General features: G+C 65.7%; 14 protein-coding genes. 3 read left to right on the top strand and 11 right to left on the bottom strand.

The genetic code is table 11. From position 1 onward, the window contains the following. Positions 1 to 27: 27 nt before the first annotated feature. From ACSLGO_RS00630 to trmB, 4 genes are all read right to left on the bottom strand, one after another. Complete coding sequence (locus tag ACSLGO_RS00630) at positions 28 to 324, bottom strand: transcriptional regulator (protein ID WP_152273846.1); 297 nt, start codon at positions 322 to 324, stop codon at positions 28 to 30. A 3-nt stretch (positions 325 to 327) separates the two neighbouring features. Beyond that, positions 328 to 1,023, bottom strand: a complete 696-nt coding sequence (locus ACSLGO_RS00635) for a hypothetical protein (protein ID WP_325785939.1) — start codon at positions 1,021 to 1,023, stop codon at positions 328 to 330. Between the two features lie 100 nt (positions 1,024 to 1,123). Continuing rightward, the gene (locus ACSLGO_RS00640; RefSeq protein WP_386917133.1) at positions 1,124 to 1,585 is read right to left on the bottom strand and encodes a GatB/YqeY domain-containing protein; all 462 of its coding nucleotides are present in this window, start codon (positions 1,583 to 1,585) and stop codon (positions 1,124 to 1,126) included. 93 nt (positions 1,586 to 1,678) lie between these two features. Next, entirely contained in the window at positions 1,679 to 2,533 is an 855-nt protein-coding gene (gene trmB, locus ACSLGO_RS00645; RefSeq protein WP_436399699.1) for a tRNA (guanosine(46)-N7)-methyltransferase TrmB, read from the bottom strand. A gap of 273 nt (positions 2,534 to 2,806) precedes the next feature. Between trmB and ACSLGO_RS00650 the strand changes: the two genes are divergently transcribed. After that, positions 2,807 to 4,399 (top strand): DEAD/DEAH box helicase, encoded by a 1,593-nt coding sequence (locus ACSLGO_RS00650; protein ID WP_436399700.1) that lies wholly within the window; start codon positions 2,807 to 2,809, stop codon positions 4,397 to 4,399. Positions 4,400 to 4,562: 163 nt separating this feature from the next. Here the strand turns inward: ACSLGO_RS00650 and ACSLGO_RS00655 are convergent, their stop codons facing one another. Then, positions 4,563 to 5,132: a HutD/Ves family protein gene (locus tag ACSLGO_RS00655; RefSeq protein WP_091601836.1), complete on the bottom strand. Its 570-nt coding sequence runs from the start codon at positions 5,130 to 5,132 to the stop codon at positions 4,563 to 4,565. 2 nt (positions 5,133 to 5,134) lie between these two features. After that, the gene (locus ACSLGO_RS00660; RefSeq protein ID WP_091601839.1) at positions 5,135 to 5,605 is read right to left on the bottom strand and encodes a pyridoxamine 5'-phosphate oxidase family protein; all 471 of its coding nucleotides are present in this window, start codon (positions 5,603 to 5,605) and stop codon (positions 5,135 to 5,137) included. A gap of 83 nt (positions 5,606 to 5,688) precedes the next feature. On the opposite strand from ACSLGO_RS00660, the gene ACSLGO_RS00665 reads away from it, so the two are divergent. After that, entirely contained in the window at positions 5,689 to 6,132 is a 444-nt protein-coding gene (locus tag ACSLGO_RS00665) for a YccF domain-containing protein (RefSeq protein WP_263127658.1), read from the top strand. Here the strand turns inward: ACSLGO_RS00665 and ACSLGO_RS00670 are convergent. From ACSLGO_RS00670 to betT, 5 genes are all read right to left on the bottom strand, one after another. Beyond that, positions 6,129 to 7,889, bottom strand: coding sequence for a penicillin-binding transpeptidase domain-containing protein (locus tag ACSLGO_RS00670; protein WP_436399701.1), 1,761 nt, complete (start codon positions 7,887 to 7,889; stop codon positions 6,129 to 6,131). The two genes, ACSLGO_RS00665 and ACSLGO_RS00670, sit on opposite strands and share 4 nt — an antisense overlap. Positions 7,890 to 7,956: 67 nt before the next feature. Next, entirely contained in the window at positions 7,957 to 9,903 is a 1,947-nt protein-coding gene (locus ACSLGO_RS00675; protein ID WP_436399702.1) for a penicillin-binding transpeptidase domain-containing protein, read from the bottom strand. A gap of 76 nt (positions 9,904 to 9,979) precedes the next feature. Beyond that, positions 9,980 to 11,593: a GMC family oxidoreductase gene (locus ACSLGO_RS00680; RefSeq protein ID WP_436399703.1), complete on the bottom strand. Its 1,614-nt coding sequence runs from the start codon at positions 11,591 to 11,593 to the stop codon at positions 9,980 to 9,982. 5 nt (positions 11,594 to 11,598) lie between these two features. After that, on the bottom strand, positions 11,599 to 13,089 hold the full coding sequence (locus tag ACSLGO_RS00685; protein ID WP_436399704.1) for an aldehyde dehydrogenase family protein: 1,491 nt from the start codon (positions 13,087 to 13,089) through the stop codon (positions 11,599 to 11,601). After that, positions 13,086 to 15,194: a choline BCCT transporter BetT gene (gene betT, locus ACSLGO_RS00690; protein WP_091601852.1), complete on the bottom strand. Its 2,109-nt coding sequence runs from the start codon at positions 15,192 to 15,194 to the stop codon at positions 13,086 to 13,088. Before betT ends, ACSLGO_RS00685 begins: the two co-directional genes overlap by 4 nt. A 323-nt stretch (positions 15,195 to 15,517) precedes the next feature. On the opposite strand from betT, the gene ACSLGO_RS00695 reads away from it, so the two are divergent. Next, positions 15,518 to 16,120 (top strand): SRPBCC domain-containing protein, encoded by a 603-nt coding sequence (locus ACSLGO_RS00695; RefSeq protein ID WP_325785930.1) that lies wholly within the window; start codon positions 15,518 to 15,520, stop codon positions 16,118 to 16,120. Positions 16,121 to 16,263 lie beyond the last annotated feature (143 nt).

Here is a 16,263-nt window from a genome sequence, read left to right on the forward strand (position 1 = left end):
AGCTCCTGAGAGGGGCCGGCGCGGCGGTTAGGCCAGGCCTGAGAGCAGATCGTGGAGGTTCTTGCGGTAACGGGCGTAGGCGGCTTTTCCCTCGGGGGTGATGCCCACGTAGGTGGCGGGCGTACGTCCTTCGATGGTTTTGGTGACTTCCACGTAGCCGGCGGTTTCGAGCTTCCGCAGGTGGGTGGAGAGATTGCCGGCCGTCATGTCCAGCATCTTCTGCAGCTTGGTGAAGGCAATCTGGTTGTTTTCGCCCACTTCATTGAGCGTAGTGAGGGCACGCAGGCGGGATTCGGCGTGGATTACGGGATCGAGTTCGGGCATCGCTCAGCCGTTCCGCTGCCGGCGCGTGCGCAGGTATTCGACGGCGGATCCGGCCAGCAGGCCGGTCGCGCCCAGGAAGAGGAACACGGCCAGGAAGAAGTCCGGACCGGACACCAGTGCCGCAATGGTGACCAGCAGCAGCCAGATGCCCAGCAGTGACTGGGCCTTGTCATTGAAGATGATTCCGCCGGTGATGTAGAGCAGGCCTACGACCAGGACAGCAATGGAGTTGACCAGCAGGCCGCGCAGCCAGAATTCGTCCACCGCATCGCCGATCACGGCGCTCATGGCTGCCATGACGGTGAAGCCCAGTGCCCAGGCCAGGCCGTACATGCCGCCCTGGAAAGCGGACTGCCCGCGGACGCCGCGGCTGCTGCGGGCAAACAGGACGATGGTGGTCAGGGTTGCTGCCGCGAGGGCCACTCCCAGAACACCGAGGGCCGCCGGGGGGTCCAGTTCAAGGAGTCCCTGCTGCGTTCCCCAGAGCGACCCGTAGCCGATAATCCAGGTGGTGCCCCATAGAAGGTAGACCAGGGCGGTGTTGCCGCCGAGGTTTCGGCGGGCGGAACGCTCTGCCTCCTGCACGGTGCGAAGTGCTGAGTGCAGGTCAAGGGGCAGTTCTTCGGCCGAGGAGTCCGGGTGAGCGGTGGACTGTTTCGGTGCGGCCGGAAGGTGCGGTCCGGTTTCGTTTTTGCTCATGCAAAGTAGTTTGCACTACAAACCTCGCCAACACAAGGCGTTGAAGGTCTGTGGTTCCGTTAGCGGATTCGGCGGCCGGGGAAACGCCGGTCCGGGACGGCTAGGCCAGCCGCGAGCGGACGATGTCGCTGACGGCCTTGCCGTCGAACCGCCCGGCAACCTTCGCGGTAACCGGCTTCATGACCCGGCCCATCGAGCGCATGCCCAGCTCGGTGCCGCTGGCCTTGAGTTCCGCGATGACACTGTCCACGATCGCTGTGACGTCCTCCTCGCTGAGTGCCTCGGGCAGGTACGCCTCGATGACCGCGGCCTCGGCGATTTCAGCGTCAGCGCGGTCCTGCTGGCCGGCCTCCACGTAGATCCGGGCGGTGTCGCGACGCTTGGCAGCTTCCTTCTGCAGCAGCGAGATGACCTCCTGGTCCGTCAGGTCCACGGGGGTCTTGCCGGACTTCTCGCGGGTGCCGATTTCGCCAAGAACGTTGCGGACCGTGGTCAGCTCGAGCTTTCGGCCGGCCTTCATGTGCGCGGTTACGTCGGCCTGCAGCTGTTCTTTCAAGGTCATCGTCTGTTCCTTCGCGATAGTTCCCGGTCCGGAATGACACCGGCTGTCCGGGGATGATGGGGCGGTGCCGTGCGTCCAGATGCTGCCGTGCAGCTAGATGCGGCGGTAGGTCAGATCGAAAATAAGCCGGCCTGCCTGGTGAGCCTTGTTCTCGAAGCTGGTGAGGATCCGGCCCTCGAAACGCGGGGCCCACCCGCCCAGGGTATCGACGTCGTCGGACGCCTCCTTGCCTTCGAGTCCCTGTGCACGGACCTGGGTCAGCGGGCTCCCGGCGCCGGAACGCTCGCCCGGGTGCAGGCTTTCGAACTGCGCGGAGGCATCCAGAACCTCACGCATTTGGACGGCGTAGTCGGACCAGTCGGTGGCCAGCCGCCACAGGCCGCCGGGGGCCAGCGCCCGGGCCGCCAGTTCGGCGAAGCTGTCCTTGACCATGCGCCGCTTGTGGTGCCGGGTCTTGTGCCAGGGATCGGGGAAGAAGACCCACAGTTCGTCAATGGAACCGGCCGGAAGCATGGTGGTGAGGACTTCGGGTGCGTTGGCCTGCACAACGCGCACATTGGTCAGGTTCTTCTGCCCGATGCGCTGCAGCGTCTGGGCGAGACCGGGCAGGTATACCTCGACGGCCAGGAAGTTCTTGTCCGGATTCTGCTCCGCGGCATGGGTGATGGCTTCGCCGAGGCCGGAGCCGATTTCGACGACGAGGGGAGACCTGCGCCCAAAAGCCGCCTCGGCGTCGAACACGTACTCCGGGTCCACCGAAGTGTCCGAGTGCACGCGTGGAACGTCGATGACGAAGACATCCGAGAGTTCATCCCAGGCCTGCTGGCGCCGGCCCTGCAGGCGGGATCCCCTGCGGACGAAGGACACCGGGGCCCGGAAATGCACGAAATCGGGGTTTTCAGGCCCGTCGGCTGCGTCGGAAACGGGCAGGGCTGGGTCAGTAGTCATCGGTGTTAATGCTACCCGGGGGCAACCAGGGGCCGGGTCTGCATGTAAGCACCCCTAATTAGGTAACTGGAGGCGATCCGGTAAACTAGGGGAAGTTGTTGCGACTGCCGCGCCTAAAAGCCGCGTGTGTAAGCAGCGCAACCTGCGTCGATGAACGCTTTCTTTTGTCCCGCCCGTTCGGTACGTGCGGTGGACACTGTCTGACTTTTCTTCGGCGAACCCTCTGCGCCAGATGGCCTAGGGGGCCATTTACCGAAAGTTGCCTGTCTTTTTATGACTACTTTTGCTGCCCTTGGCGTACCCAAGGCGCTTGTTTCTGTTCTCTCTGCCCAAGGAATTGCCGAGCCGTTCCCCATCCAGGTGCAAACCCTGCCGGACACCCTCAAGGGCCGGGACGTCCTGGGACGCGGACGCACCGGTTCCGGCAAGACCCTTGCTTTCTCGCTTCCGCTCGTTGCCCGCCTGGCTGAGGGCGAGGCCGCCTACCGCCGCCGGCCGAACCGCCCGCTGGGCCTGGTGCTGGCACCGACCCGCGAACTCGCCACGCAGATCAACAACGTGATTGAGCCCCTGGCAGCCGAGCTCGGCCTCAATACCACCGTGATTTACGGCGGCGTTTCCCAGCAGCGCCAGGAAAAGGCACTGGCTGCCGGCGTAGACATTGTCATTGCCTGCCCGGGCCGCCTCGAGGACCTGATGAAGCAGAAGATCATCAGCCTTGAATCCGTTGAAATCACCATCCTGGACGAGGCAGACCACATGGCTGACCTCGGCTTCCTTCCGGTCGTCCAGCGCCTGCTGGACCGCACTCCGGAAAAGGGCCAGCGCCTGCTGTTCTCCGCCACCCTGGACAACGGCGTGGACAAGCTGGTGCGCCGCTACCTCTCCAACCCGCTGACCCACTCCGTCGACGAGCCGCAGGCCGCGGTCAGCACCATGGAACACCACGTGATGCTGGTCCAGGACCAGACGGCGAAGAAGCTGCTGGTCAAGGAACTGGCCTCCGGCCAGGGCCGCCGCATCATGTTCATGCGCACCAAGCACCACGCCCGCAAGATGGCCAAGTTCCTCACGGACAGCGGCATCCCCGCCGTGGACCTGCACGGCAACCTTTCGCAGAATGCCCGTGACCGGAACCTGGCCGAGTTCGCCTCCGGTGATGTCCGCGTCCTGGTCGCCACCGACGTCGCCGCCCGCGGCGTCCACGTGAACGACGTCGAGCTGGTTGTCCACATCGATCCCCCCACGGAGCACAAGGCGTACCTGCACCGTTCCGGCCGCACCGCGCGTGCCGGCTCGGACGGAACCGTGGTTACGGTGACCCTGCCCGAGCAGAAGGGCGAGGTGTCCAAGCTGATGAAGGCTGCCGGCGTCGACGTCTCGATGGAGAAGGTCTCCCACAACTCACCGTCCATTGCCAAGCTCGTGGGCGAACGTGCTGCCGTCGTGGAACCGCACGTCCGTGCAGCCCAGCTGGCGGCAAAGTCCCCGCAGCAGGGCGGCGGCCGGTCCACTGGGGCGAACGCCCAGCGCAAGCGCGCGGCCCGTTCAGGCTCCAGAACCCGAGCCGGTGGCCGCGGCGGTGCAGGTGGACGCGGACGCGTCTCCGCTGAGCGCACGGCTTCCTCCGATGCGCCCCGCGCCCAGCGCAGCCCAGAAGGACGCCGCGGCGCGGCCGCGGCAGCAACGTCGCAGGGCCGCAACCGCCGTCCCGCCACCGGGCAGCGCGCCGGTGACGTCGCCGCAACCGGCACCCACCGTTCGGGCACCCGCTCGGCTGCGCCGTCAGGCAGCGGCCGTCCCGCCCGCTCCGCCGGTCCCCGCCGGGCATCGGCGCCGGCGTCGAACGAACGCCGTGGACGCTAACAAGCACGCAAGGAAAGGCCCTGCATCCGTTTTTCGGTTGCAGGGCCTTTCCTGTTTAACGGGGCGGCTTCGGTCAGGGCCTGGGCCTACCCGAGTTCGAGGCTAGGCAGCCGGGGCTCCGCGGCCCAGACGTGCCGGCGTTACCCGCCCGGCGAACGGGCCTTCAGCCGAGGGGATAGAAACTGACGACGGCGGCAAAGCCGCGGCCAAACACCTTGGGCTGGTCTGCGCCGCCGGCGACTGTGTCCAGCAGCTCGAGGTCTTCGGGAGCATCTTCGCCGGGTAAAAAAGCCTTGGCGGAGCCCTGCAGCAGTACCAGGAACTGGTCCGCCCCCAGGGACGGAGAATTCTTCTTGGACAGTTCCACCACCATGACCGCAGCACCGAAGCTGTCCCGGTTAACGAGGGTGTTAAGCACGGTAACTTCGCCGGTAGGCAGGGACGCCTGAACCGGGACGTCGCCCGGGTAGCGCAGGGGCCGGAGACGTTCCATGGCGTGCTCGGTGCCCTCAACGTCCAGGACCAGCAGTTCGCCTTCCACCGGGACCGTGATCCGGTCGACGCCGGGGAACGTGGTGAACGGCCCGGACTTTTCTACGGTCGCAGCGGACAGGCGCCATCGGGGAGCGCCGGTTGAATCCTTCGGTCCGAATGCCAGGTCCTTGGCGCGGCCGGAATTCGACCCCCAGGAGCGGGAAGGAAGGGATGCGAACCGCACCAGGGAATTCGTCATGCCTACTCGATGAGAGCCTGGCGGCGGCGGGCTTCGAGGACGTGCCGCCGTGCCGCGTTGCTGATCAGGAACCGCCGGCCGGTGGTCTCGGCCGGGACAATCCGGATGAAGTTGTTCTTTTCCCCGGCCTGCCAGGGGAAAAGCTCAAGGTCGGCGGAATCCAGGACATCCTCGATGGACTCGAGCCGGGATGCCGTGCCCTTGGCAACGACGCTCCACGCGTAGCCCAGCCGGTCGTCGTAGCCGTCGACCTCGAAGGCAACGGCGGACCCGTTCAGTGCCGCGGCGAGCTTGGTGCCCTCAGCGGTACGGAAAACCAGGGTTCCGTGGTCCACGGCAAAGTTGATGGGGAAAATATCCGGGTGTCCTTCGACCACCACGGCCAGCCGCCCCACGGACGCCTGGCGGATGTAGTCCCAGCAATCGCTGGATCCGAGTTCGACGGGTACACCTGCATCTTTGGTTGGCGGCATGTCCCCAGTCTAGGCACAAGCACGGCGGAGCAGGTAAGCACCCCGCCCGTGACTCCGCAGGCCAAATGGAGAACAATGGATCCATGAAGGCAATCCTGAACGTTATCTGGCTCCTGTTCGGCGGCATCTGGCTGGCGCTGGGGTATGTCCTGGCCGGAATTCTCTGCTGCCTGCTCATCGTGACCATCCCGTTTGGCATAGCCTCATTCCGGATTGCGTCCTATGCCCTGTGGCCCTTCGGCCGTACGGTGGTGGACAGCGGCCGCGGAACGGGAGTGCTGGCCACCGTAGGAAATGTCATCTGGGTGGTTTTTGCCGGCATTTGGATTGCCATCGGCCATGTGCTGACCGCCATTCCCATGTTCGTCAGCATCATCGGCATTCCGCTGGGCATCGCGAACCTGAAGATGATCCCTGTTTCCCTCACGCCCCTGGGCAAGCGGATTGTGCCTACGTCCGGTTCCGGACTGGTGCCCTACAACCGCAACGCTCCCTACGGTACGTACCCGGGACCGTATTACCGCTAGCCCGCCAGGCCCTCCAGGAAAGCAGCCGCCAAAGCTGCCGAATCCGTGCTGCTGCCCTGGACGAACACGGCCAGTGCAACGTCTCCCTGGACCGCCGTCACCCAGCCAAAGCCGGCCTTCTCACCGTCCGTTTCGGCGGTGCCTGCTGCCGCCAGGACCGGCCCGCCGGAAACAGACTGCAGGGCTCCCACCGCGTCCCCGTCAACTGCATCGGCCACATTGGCGCGCAGCGCGCTGCGCAGTGATGTGGCTTCTTCTGCGCTGATGGCGGGCGCTGCGTCGGTGCCCGACGGCGGCGTTCCTGCCCCTTCGCCGCCGGGCTCCTCCGTGTTGAGGACCAGGACCGGTGAAACCAGTTCGCCACGGGCAACGGTTGCCGCGGCAACCGCTGCGGCAAGGGGAGAGGCCAGGACTTCGCCGCCCGCGAGGGCACCCGCCTGCTGTGCTCCGTCGGAGCCGTTCTGCACTGCCCCGTAGAAGGCCTGCGTTCCCAGGCCCGAGGTAATGCCCAGTCCCAGCGACTGGGCGGCAGCGCTGAGCGCAGCGGCGTCGGCCGCCCCGGATCCTCCCGAGCGCAGGCGGGCCAGGGCGTTTACGGGTTCGAACCCGGTCCCGAGGGAATACTCACCCAGCAGGGCGGGTTGGGTTCCGTCCGTCCCTGTTCCGCCGGCGACGGCCAGGACGTTGCCGGTGGACGGCTGGACTGCCACGAGCGATGCACCGGGGGAGTCAGCCAGGACGGCATCCGCACGGGACTGGATTCCCGGGTCAAGGGTGGTTTGAAGGGCTGTGCCGGGTTCTGAGGGGGCTTCGAAGAGCGGAGCCGAAGCGGAGTTGTCCGAGTCCAGGATGCGGACCGTGACGGCGTCCGAACCACGCAGCTGCGAGTCGTATTCACCCTGAAGGCCGGAAAGCCCGGCCAGATCCCCCTTGGCCAGCGGTCCGTCAGCCGCCATTTCCTCGGTTGCCGGTCCCACGCTTCCCAGCAGTGCGGCCGCAAAACCGGGGCTTGGGGCCAGCACCCGCCGTTCGGCAAGGGCGGCGGCGCCCGGAATGGTGGCGATGTCCGTTTCGAATGCCGGAGAAACCTTGTCCTGCCGCACTGTCACAACGTCAACGAACGCATCAGGTCCCGCCGCCTGGACCTTTGCGGCAAGCGCGTCCGCGTCCAGTCCCAGGTAGAGGGATAGATAGAAGACAGAGGAGGCGTACTCATGGGCGCCGAGTACCGATTTGTCCAGGCCCACACGCCACACCGGCCAGTGCCGCATCAGCACTGATCCGCCCGCTCCGAGAATATCCGCACGCGGCGGCGGGCTGGCCTTGCGGACCAGCCGCTGTCCGGGTAGGAGATCCGGGTGCACGGTGGTGGACCGGAAACGCGTCTGCCACCCGGTGTCAGGGCCGCGTTCTAGCGTCACCGTGGTTTCGTAGCTGAAGTCCTCCGGCGACGCGTTGACGTCCCACACATACTTCAGGGTGGCTACGGCCTCATTGGAGGAAACCTCGTCGATCTTGGCGACCGTTACGGAAGGGTTGATGTTCATGCCGGCGACTTCGTACTCGAGCATCCCGTTCACCGCCTCGACGGTGGACCCGGCGAACTCGTTTCCGGTGACGTCCAGGCGGGACAGTCCCTCGGCCAGCAAGGCGACGGACTGTTCCGGACCAGGGCGTTCTTCAGGAGAACATCCGGCCAGCGCGAGGCCGAGTACTGAGAAGGCTGCGGCGGCAGCAGCAAGGCGGTTCTTCCCCATGCCGGAAGGCTAGCCGTGCGCCTGCGGAAATGGCACTGGAAAGGCCGAAAACCGGGTGCCCGAAGAGCTATTGGACGCTTGCGGCCAGCCCGTCCAGGAACGCCTTCATCACCGGTCCGCCGGACGTGGAGCCCAGTTCGCCTTCTTCGATGAACAGCGCGACGGCGAGGTCCCCCTGCAGCGCCACCACCCACGCGTGCGTGCGCGGCGGAACGTCGCTGCCGAACTCGGCAGTACCGGTCTTGGCGAGTACCGGCTCTCCGGGCACGGAGCCCAGCAGCTGCACACCGCCGTCGGTCACCACGGCACGCATCATTTCGCGCAGCGTCGCGGCCTCCTCAGCCGTCAGCGGAGCTGCACCGGGCTGGGTTGCGGACGGTGAAGCGGAGGCCGACGGCGATGCAGTCTCCGGCGTCGGCGATTCCTGGACCAGCACCGGTGAGACCCTGCTGCCGTTGCCGATCGATGCGGCCGCTACGGCCAGCGCGAACGGGGAAACGAGCACCTGACCCTGCCCGATCATTGAGGCAGCGTGTGCCGTGCCCTCCGCACTGTCCGGGACAGAACCGAAGTAGGCACCCGTGCCGATCGGGGAATCGATTCCAATGCCCAGGCTCCCGGCGGCCTCCGCAAGGGAGGCCTGGGAAACATCGCCGCGCGCATTGATGAACGCGGTGTTGCAGGACTGGGCGAAGGCCTGGATCAGGGGGATTTCGCCCAGGAACTGCGCGGGATAGGTGCTGGCGTTATTGAACGTCCGTCCGTCCACGTTCAGCTCGGCCGGGCAGCCAACCGTGGCCTGGGGAGTGGATCCGGAGCGAAGCATTGCCAGGGTGGTGGCCAGTTTGAACGTGGATCCCGGGGCGTACTGTCCAAGCAGGGCGGTCTGCTGGCCCTGGCTGCCGGGTCCGTTGGCAACGGCAAGGACGTTGCCCGTAGAGGGCTGGATGGCAACCAGCGCGGAGGCGGAGGGTTCGTCTTCCAGTACCGTTTCCGCGAGTGTTTGAACCGCCGGGTCCAGCGTGGTGTGAAGCTCACCGCTCGAGCCGGCGTCCTGGAAGAGGGGAGCGGAGCGGACGTCGTCAGGGGTCGCGGTTGCGATGGTCACTGAATCCGTGCCGCGCAGCAGGTCGTCGTATTCGCGCTGGAGGCCTGAAAGGCCGGTGATGTCACCGGCGGAGAGCGCGCCGTCGGAATTCTCGATGAGCTCGGCGGTGGCTTCCCCGGCCGAACCGAGCAGGGCACGGGCGAAGGTGCGGGTGGGGGCGAGGGACAGGGTGGAGTTCAGGGCGGCGGCACCCGGGATTTCAGCGACGTCGGCCTGGAAAACAGGTGGGGGGCTGACGGAGTCCTGGCGGAGTGTAATGGCTTCCACGAAGGCTTCGGGTCCGGCTGCGAGGACCTGCTCCGTGAACGGTGCCGGGTCCAGTTCCAGGAACTCGGCCAGCGCTGCGGCGGAGGATTCGAGTTCCGCCTCCGTGATGCGGGTCTTGTCGATCCCCACCCGCCACACGGGACGTTCGGTGACCAGCACCTCGCCGTCAGCGCCGAGGATGCTCCCGCGCGGAGCCGGCGACACCTCGCGGACCAGGTGGTCTTCCGGCGCCAGGTCCGGGTGGACTGCGGTGGAAGTGAACCGGACCTCCCACTCGTCTTCGGTCCCGCGCTGTAGCGCGACGGTGGTGTCATAGCGGTAGTCATTGTCTGAGGCATTGACGTCCCAGACGTAGGACAGGGTGGCAACCGCCTCGCCGTCGCCGGTTTCCTCCACCGAGGCCACGCTGACTGACGGCTTCAGCGGGTCCATTCCCGAGGTCCAGTCCGCAAGCCGGGTATTGGCCTCCTCGGCCGTGGATTCAACAAAGACGCTGTCAGAGACGTCCAGTTCCGCCAGGCCTTCAGCGAGAGTGTTCGCTGCTTCCTCCGGGGACGGGGCCTCCTCCGAGCAGGCAGTAAGGGTCATCCCCAATACGGCGACGGACAGGACGGACGCAAGCCAGCGGTTTTTCCCCATCCGCATAGAGTACCGGCGGAGCCAAAAAAGCGGACACAGGCGCCGGGCGCCCGTGTCCGCTTCGCTGGCAGGACCGCTAGCGTGCGGCGGTACCGGCACCCGCGGCCGAAATAGATCCAGTGCGGGCTTCGCGGACCAGTTCGGCGCAGCGCTCGCCGATCATCATGGTGGTGATGTTCGGATTGACCGTGGTCAGCTCCGGCATGACCGAAGCGTCCGCTACGCGCAGTCCGGTAACGCCCTTGACCCGCAGCTGCGGATCCAGCGGCGACAACGCGTCGTCGGGTGCTCCCATCCGGACGGTGCCGGCCGGGTGGTAGACGGTGTTGTGGGTCTTCCGAATGTAGTCGGTGATTTCCTCGTCAGTCTGGACCTCGGGCCCGGGGTAGAGTTCCCGGCCGGCCCAGTCTGCCATGGCCGGCGAGGCCACAATCTCGCGGGCCTTCCTGATGCCGTAGACCATCACGCGCATGTCATGCGGGTCGGTGAAGTACCGCGGGTCCACCATGGGCTTGTCGCGGAAGTCCCGGCTGCGCAGCCGCACGGTGCCGCGGGAACGGGCGTGGGTCACGTTCGGAGTCAGGCAGAAGCCGTTCTCCGTGGTGGGGTAGCCCTGGCGCAGGGTGTGCATGTCGAAGGGGACGGAGCCATAGTGGAACATCAGGTCCGGGCGGTCCAGGCCGTCTTCGGTGGGCGTGAAGATGCCGATTTCCCACCACTGCGTGGAGGACTCGGGCATGGGCTGCTTCGCTTCCCACTGGATGACGCCCTCGGGGTGGTCCTGCAGGTTTTCTCCGACGCCGGGGGAGTCGACGCGCACGTCGATCCCATGTTCGGCCAGGTGCGCCGCGGGGCCGATGCCCGAAAGCATCAGCAGCTTGGGGGAATCGATGGCACCGGCGGAGAGGATCACTTCCGTCCGGGCCGTGAGTGTGTGGGTGCGGGCAAACTGCCCGTCCACCACGTCGACGCCGGTGCAGCGGTTGTCCTGGTCGAACTTCAGCTCACGGGCACGGAGGTCCGTCAGAAGGGTGAAGTTGGGCCGGTCCATGACCGGGTGGATGTAGGAGACCGACGACGACGAACGGGTTCCGTCCGCGCGGCGGTTGATCTGGAAGAAGTTCGCGCCGTTGATGACGGTTTCACCGGTGTTGAACTTCACGCGGGGAATGCCGGCCTGCTCGCAGGCATCCAGCAGGGCCACGCCGCAGGGGTCGCTCGGCGGAATGTTCATGAGGTGAACCGGGCCGCTGTCCCCGTGGTGCGGAGCGTCAGGACCGGCGTCCTCGTTCTTTTCCAGCTGCTTGAACAGGCGGAAGGCCATTTCCGAGTTCCAGCCCTCGGCGCCGAACCGTGATTCCCATTCATCAATGTCCTCGCGCGGGGCCCAGAAAGCGATGCAGGAGTTGTGGCTCGAGCAGCCGCCCATGACCTTGGCACGTGCGTGGCGCATGAACGAGTTGCCGTTTTCCTGGGGCTCGATCGGGTAGTCCCAGTCGTAGCCGGATTCGAGCAGCTCCATCCAGCGGTCCAGCTGGAGGATTTCATCCAACCCGCGGTCATCCGGCCCGGCCTCTATCAGGGCGACCTCGACGGACGTGTCCTCGCTGAGCCGGGAGGCGACCGCCGCCCCGGCGGAGCCCCCGCCGATGACGATGTAGTCGAATTCGGTCTTCTGCAGATCAGTCATGGAACTTAGTTGACCTTTCCGTGGTCGGTGAACCAGCCGGTCACCTGGGGATTGATGTTCTGGTAGATGTGCTTGGCTTCCTGGTACTCACCGAGGCCGGTGGGTCCGAGTTCCCGGCCGACCCCGGAGATGCCGAAGCCTCCCCATTCCGCCTGCGGCAGGTAGGGGTGGAAGTCGTTGATCCAGATGGTGCCGTGGCGCAGCCGGCGGGCGACGCGCTGGGTTTTTCCGGCGTCGGAGGACCAGACGGCGCCGGCCAGGCCGTAGGAAGTGTCATTCGCCAGGGCAACGGCTTCGTCTTCGCCGTTGAACGTTTCCACGGTGACTACCGGGCCGAAGGCTTCGTCCAGGAGGGCCGAGCTGCCGCGCTTCACGTTGTCCAGCACGGTGGGCGCGTAGTAGTAGCCCTTCTCGAGTTCGCCGGTGCCCCAGGTTCCGCCGCAGCGGAGCCGGGCGCCTTCTTCCTGTGCCTTCTTCACGTAGGCAGTGACCTTGTCCCGGTGCGCCTCGGAAATCAGCGGCCCGGTCTCGGCGGCTTCATCGAAGGGCCCGCCCATCCGGATCTGCTCTGCCCGGCGGACGAGTTCGGCGGTGAAGCGCTCGGCAATCGGCTCCTCGACGATCAGGCGGGCGCCGGCGGAGCAGACCTGTCCCGAGTGGACGAACGCAGCGTTCAGGGCATTGTCCAGGGCGGCGTCGAAATCCGCGTCGGCGAAGACTACGTTGGGGTTCTTGCCGCCGAGTTCGAGCGCGACCTTCTTGACCGTTCCCGCTGCGGCAGCGGCAATGGTCTTGCCGGTGGCGACGCCGCCGGTGAAGGAAACCAGGTCGACGTCGGGCGATTCCGCCAGCGGCGCTCCCGCCACGGCACCGGCGCCGAGCACCAGGTTGGCCGTGCCGCGGGGCAGGCCCAGGTCCTCAAGGACCTTCATCATCAGGATGGACGTGGACGGGGTTAGCTCCGAGGGCTTGAGCACGAAGGTGCAGCCGGCGGCCAGGGCCGGGGCGATCTTCCAGGCCGCCTGCAGCAGCGGATAGTTCCACGGCGCGATCAGCCCGCACACGCCCACCGGCTCGTACTCAATGCGGGAGACGACCTCGGGGTTCCCCGCGTCAACGATCCGGCCGGCGTTCTGGCCTGCGATCTTTCCGAAGTAGGTGAAGCACGCAGCGATGTCGTCCATGTCGATTTCGCTCTCGACCAGCCGCTTGCCGGTGTCCAGGGTCTCGGCGTGGGCGAAGTCGGCCTTGCGGGCCTTCAGCTCCGCGGCAACACGGAGCAGGAAATCGCCGCGCTCGGGGGCGGGAACCGCGGCCCATTCCCCTCGGTCGAATGCGGAGCGGGCGGCGGCAATGGCCTTGCCGGTGTCCTGCGCCGTGGCCTCGGAGACGACGGCAACCAGCTCGCCGTCGGCGGGGTTGCGGATTTCACGGGTGCCGCCGTCGGACGCGGGTACCCAGGCTCCGTCGATGAAAAGGGTTGCGGGCGTGGTCATCGTTTCTCCTCCCCGCCGACAAAGTCGGCGTCCCAGTTGTCTTTGACAACGGGGTCTTCGGTGATTGCGGTGTTTCCAGGCGCCTCACGGTTGAGGTGCAGGAATTCGAGGTGGCGTTCGTAGTGGTCAAGGACGTCGGTGATGAGCTGGTCCTTGGTGTAGCCCATGACGTCATAGCCATGGCTGCCCTCCAGCGAGAAGACCTCCATGCGGAAGTACTTCGTCTCAGCCGAGGCGCTGCGCAGGGCGTAGGAGGGGGTCTCATACTCCACGGGGTAGACCTGGTACTTGAAGGGGCGCTCGTCGCCCAGGCCCACGGTTAGGTCTGCGGTCAGGATGCCGTTCCCCGCCTCGGTCTGGCTGAGGGAAACTTCCGCACCCTTGGACTCGAGCTCGTCATGGACTTCGGCCAGAGCCGGGCAGGCCACGACCTCCACGAAGCGGGCTGCCTGCCGGCGTCCGGGATAGGACATGGCGCGGGTGAGCCGCTGGCGCCAGGTGCGGCCGCCGCGCGGATCCGGACTGCGGCCCGCGATCATGCTCGGCAGCGACGCACGGAAGCTTGCCGCCAGCGAGTGCTCAACCCTCAGTGCCTTGTACACCCCGAGCATGATGAACAGCAGCAGGATCGAAAGCGGCAGCCCCATGATGATGGTGGCGTTCTGCAGTGTGGTCACACCGCCCACCATCAGCATGGCGAGGGTCAGCAGGCCGGTGATGACGGCCCAGAAGACGCGCATCCACTTCGGGGCATCAGAGTCGGCGTCCTTCAGATGGGACGTGAAGTTGGCCATCACCAGAGCGCCGGAGTCCGCCGAGGTGACGTAGAACAGCAGCCCGGTGAAGGTTGCGATCGCTGCGGTGGCCGGCAGCCAGGGGAACTGCTCAAGCAGTCCGTAGAAGGCCCGTTCCGGCTGGTTCATGGCCACCTCGCCGAAGGCGGCGTTGCCGCCCATGACCAGGTCAAGGGCGCTGTTGCCGAAGATGGAGATCCACAGCAGGATGAAGGCGAACGGCACGATCATGACGCCGAGCACGAACTGGCGGATGGTGCGGCCGCGGGAGATGCGGGCCAGGAACAGGCCCACGAACGGTGCCCAGGCGATCCACCAGGCCCAGAAGAACAGAGTCCAGCCGGAGAGCCATTCATCCGGGCGGTCATAGGCCATGGTGTCCAGGGTCATCGCCGGGAAACGGCTCAGCACGTCGCCGATATTCTGCACGATCCCGTCGAGCAGGAAGCTGGTTTTGCCCGCGATGAGGATAAAGACCATCAGGCCCAGGGCCAGGATGACATTGAGCTCGGAGAGCCGCCGGATACCCTTCTCGACGCCGGACACCACGGAGACGGTTGCCATGAGCACGGACAGGGCAATCAGCGCTATCTGCACGGTGAGGTTCTCGGGCAGGCCGAACATGAAGCTCAGGCCGTAGTTGAGCTGGACGACGCCGATACCCAGCGAAGTGGCGATGCCGAAGATGGTGCCCAGCAGGGCAGCAATGTCCACGCCGTGTCCGAGCGGGCCGTCGATCTTCTTCCCGAAGATCGGATAGAGCGCTGAACGGATACTCAGCGGGAGGTTGTGGCGGTAAGCGAAGTAGCCGAGAGCCAGGCCCATGAGCGCGTAGAGCGCCCAGCCGGTGATGCCGTAGTGGAACAGTGTCCACACCAGCGCCTGGCGTGCGGCCTCTGCGGTGGAGCCGTCACCGGTGGGCGGGGCGAGGTACTGGGTCACCGGCTCCGAGACCGAGAAGAACATCAGGTCGATGCCGATTCCTGCGGCGAAGAGCATTGCACCCCAGGTGAAGATGCCGAATTGGGGCTTGGAGTGGTCTGGTCCGAGTTTGGTCCTGCCGATGTTGGAAAGGGCCAGGACCAGGACAAAAACCACGACCATGGTCACCACGAGGAAGTAGTACCAGCCCATGTTGGTGGAGACCCAGCCAACCATGGCTCCGATGACTTCCTCGGCGGACTCGGTGGAGATCATGGCCCAGAGGGCAATGGCCGTGATTCCCACTGCCGAGCCGGTGAAAACTACCTTGTTTGTGCGGGTTTTCTCCACGGCCGCGGGCGGCGCTTCGGATTCTGCAGTCTTGGTCATGACATCCTTCAAGGCTGTGTGAATAAAAAGTAAGGTCCCTTAGTCGTGGGCTTTAGCCTAGCAAGAGCCCATATGGCAGGCGGATTTCTGTGACCTGGGTCAACTGCGGGCACTGGGGCCGCCTGGGAGAAAGCTCATCGTCCCGTTGGGCCGGCTATCCCTCCGGCCCTGTCCGGGCCGCCGCTGTCCTGCTAACCTCCAAGAGAGTGCGGAACACGTGGCGCACCTCACATTGACCGGTTTCGGGGACGTCCGGCCGGACCGCTGGATCGATCCGGAAGCCTCCTTTGGGACCGTGCTGACGGCAAGCTGAAGGAGCGGGAATGTCCGAGTTGGACGTGTTGCTATCCGAAACCGAGCGGTCTTTTGGTCTCCGCCAGATCCAGGCCGGACACGCCCGGATGCTGGTCATCGGGCGGGATCTGCACCAACCCATCGGGGAGGTCTGGAGCGCCCTGTCTGATCCGGCCCGGATAGCGGCCTATTTTGCCCAGCCGAGCGGAGAACTGAGGCGCGGGGGCGATTATGAAATGGCGGGTTTCTCCACGGGGACCATTCTGCGGTGCGATCCGCCGCGCATGCTGACCGTGACGTGGATTCCGCCGCACGGCAATCCAGGGGAACTTGAGATCCATCTGGCGGATATTGACGGTTCAACCCGCCTGGAGCTGCTCTATGCTTCGGTTCGCAAAAAGTTCGCAGTCATCGACCCAGACGCAGGAGAATGGGCGGCCGGACCGGGATGGGAATTCTTTATAGACCGCCTGGAAGCGCACATCCAGGGCCGGGAGCTCTCATCAAACCTTGTGAGCTGGGCCCAGATGGAGGCGGAGGAGCGGGAGCTTTACCACGCGCGCAATGCCGAGTGGGAGCGCGTCCGGGAGGAGTTTGAGCGGCAGCATGCACCTCTGCCTGGACCTGAATAAACGCAGGTCAGGGCTCAGTCTAGCCTGTGGATAACTTTGCAGACTGGGGTTGAGTGAAGTACACTCAAGTTAGTTGAGTACGGTTGGATGAAGCGAGTGGGCCAGGCGTTCCATAAAGGAAACGGCACCTGGGCCGCGCAGCC

The organism is Arthrobacter sp. IK3 (assembly GCF_051337705.1).
Lineage (GTDB): Bacteria > Actinomycetota > Actinomycetes > Actinomycetales > Micrococcaceae > Arthrobacter_B > Arthrobacter_B koreensis.

Bases quoted from the DNA above. Each gene is read 5' to 3' on its own strand.
- ACSLGO_RS00635 (WP_325785939.1), bottom strand. From the start codon at position 1,023: ATGAGCAAAAACGAAACCGGACCGCACCTTCCGGCCGCACCGAAACAG.
- ACSLGO_RS00680 (WP_436399703.1), bottom strand. From the start codon at position 11,593: ATGACTGATCTGCAGAAGACCGAATTCGACTACATCGTCATCGGCGGG.
- ACSLGO_RS00675 (WP_436399702.1), bottom strand. From the start codon at position 9,903: ATGGGGAAAAACCGCTGGCTTGCGTCCGTCCTGTCCGTCGCCGTATTG.
- ACSLGO_RS00670 (WP_436399701.1), bottom strand. From the start codon at position 7,889: ATGGGGAAGAACCGCCTTGCTGCTGCCGCCGCAGCCTTCTCAGTACTC.
- ACSLGO_RS00665 (WP_263127658.1), top strand. From the start codon at position 5,689: ATGAAGGCAATCCTGAACGTTATCTGGCTCCTGTTCGGCGGCATCTGG.
- ACSLGO_RS00660 (WP_091601839.1), bottom strand. From the start codon at position 5,605: ATGCCGCCAACCAAAGATGCAGGTGTACCCGTCGAACTCGGATCCAGC.
- betT (WP_091601852.1), bottom strand. From the start codon at position 15,194: ATGACCAAGACTGCAGAATCCGAAGCGCCGCCCGCGGCCGTGGAGAAA.
- trmB (WP_436399699.1), bottom strand. From the start codon at position 2,533: ATGACTACTGACCCAGCCCTGCCCGTTTCCGACGCAGCCGACGGGCCT.
- ACSLGO_RS00695 (WP_325785930.1), top strand. From the start codon at position 15,518: ATGTCCGAGTTGGACGTGTTGCTATCCGAAACCGAGCGGTCTTTTGGT.
- ACSLGO_RS00685 (WP_436399704.1), bottom strand. From the start codon at position 13,089: ATGACCACGCCCGCAACCCTTTTCATCGACGGAGCCTGGGTACCCGCG.
- ACSLGO_RS00630 (WP_152273846.1), bottom strand. From the start codon at position 324: ATGCCCGAACTCGATCCCGTAATCCACGCCGAATCCCGCCTGCGTGCC.
- ACSLGO_RS00655 (WP_091601836.1), bottom strand. From the start codon at position 5,132: ATGACGAATTCCCTGGTGCGGTTCGCATCCCTTCCTTCCCGCTCCTGG.
- ACSLGO_RS00650 (WP_436399700.1), top strand. From the start codon at position 2,807: ATGACTACTTTTGCTGCCCTTGGCGTACCCAAGGCGCTTGTTTCTGTT.
- ACSLGO_RS00640 (WP_386917133.1), bottom strand. From the start codon at position 1,585: ATGACCTTGAAAGAACAGCTGCAGGCCGACGTAACCGCGCACATGAAG.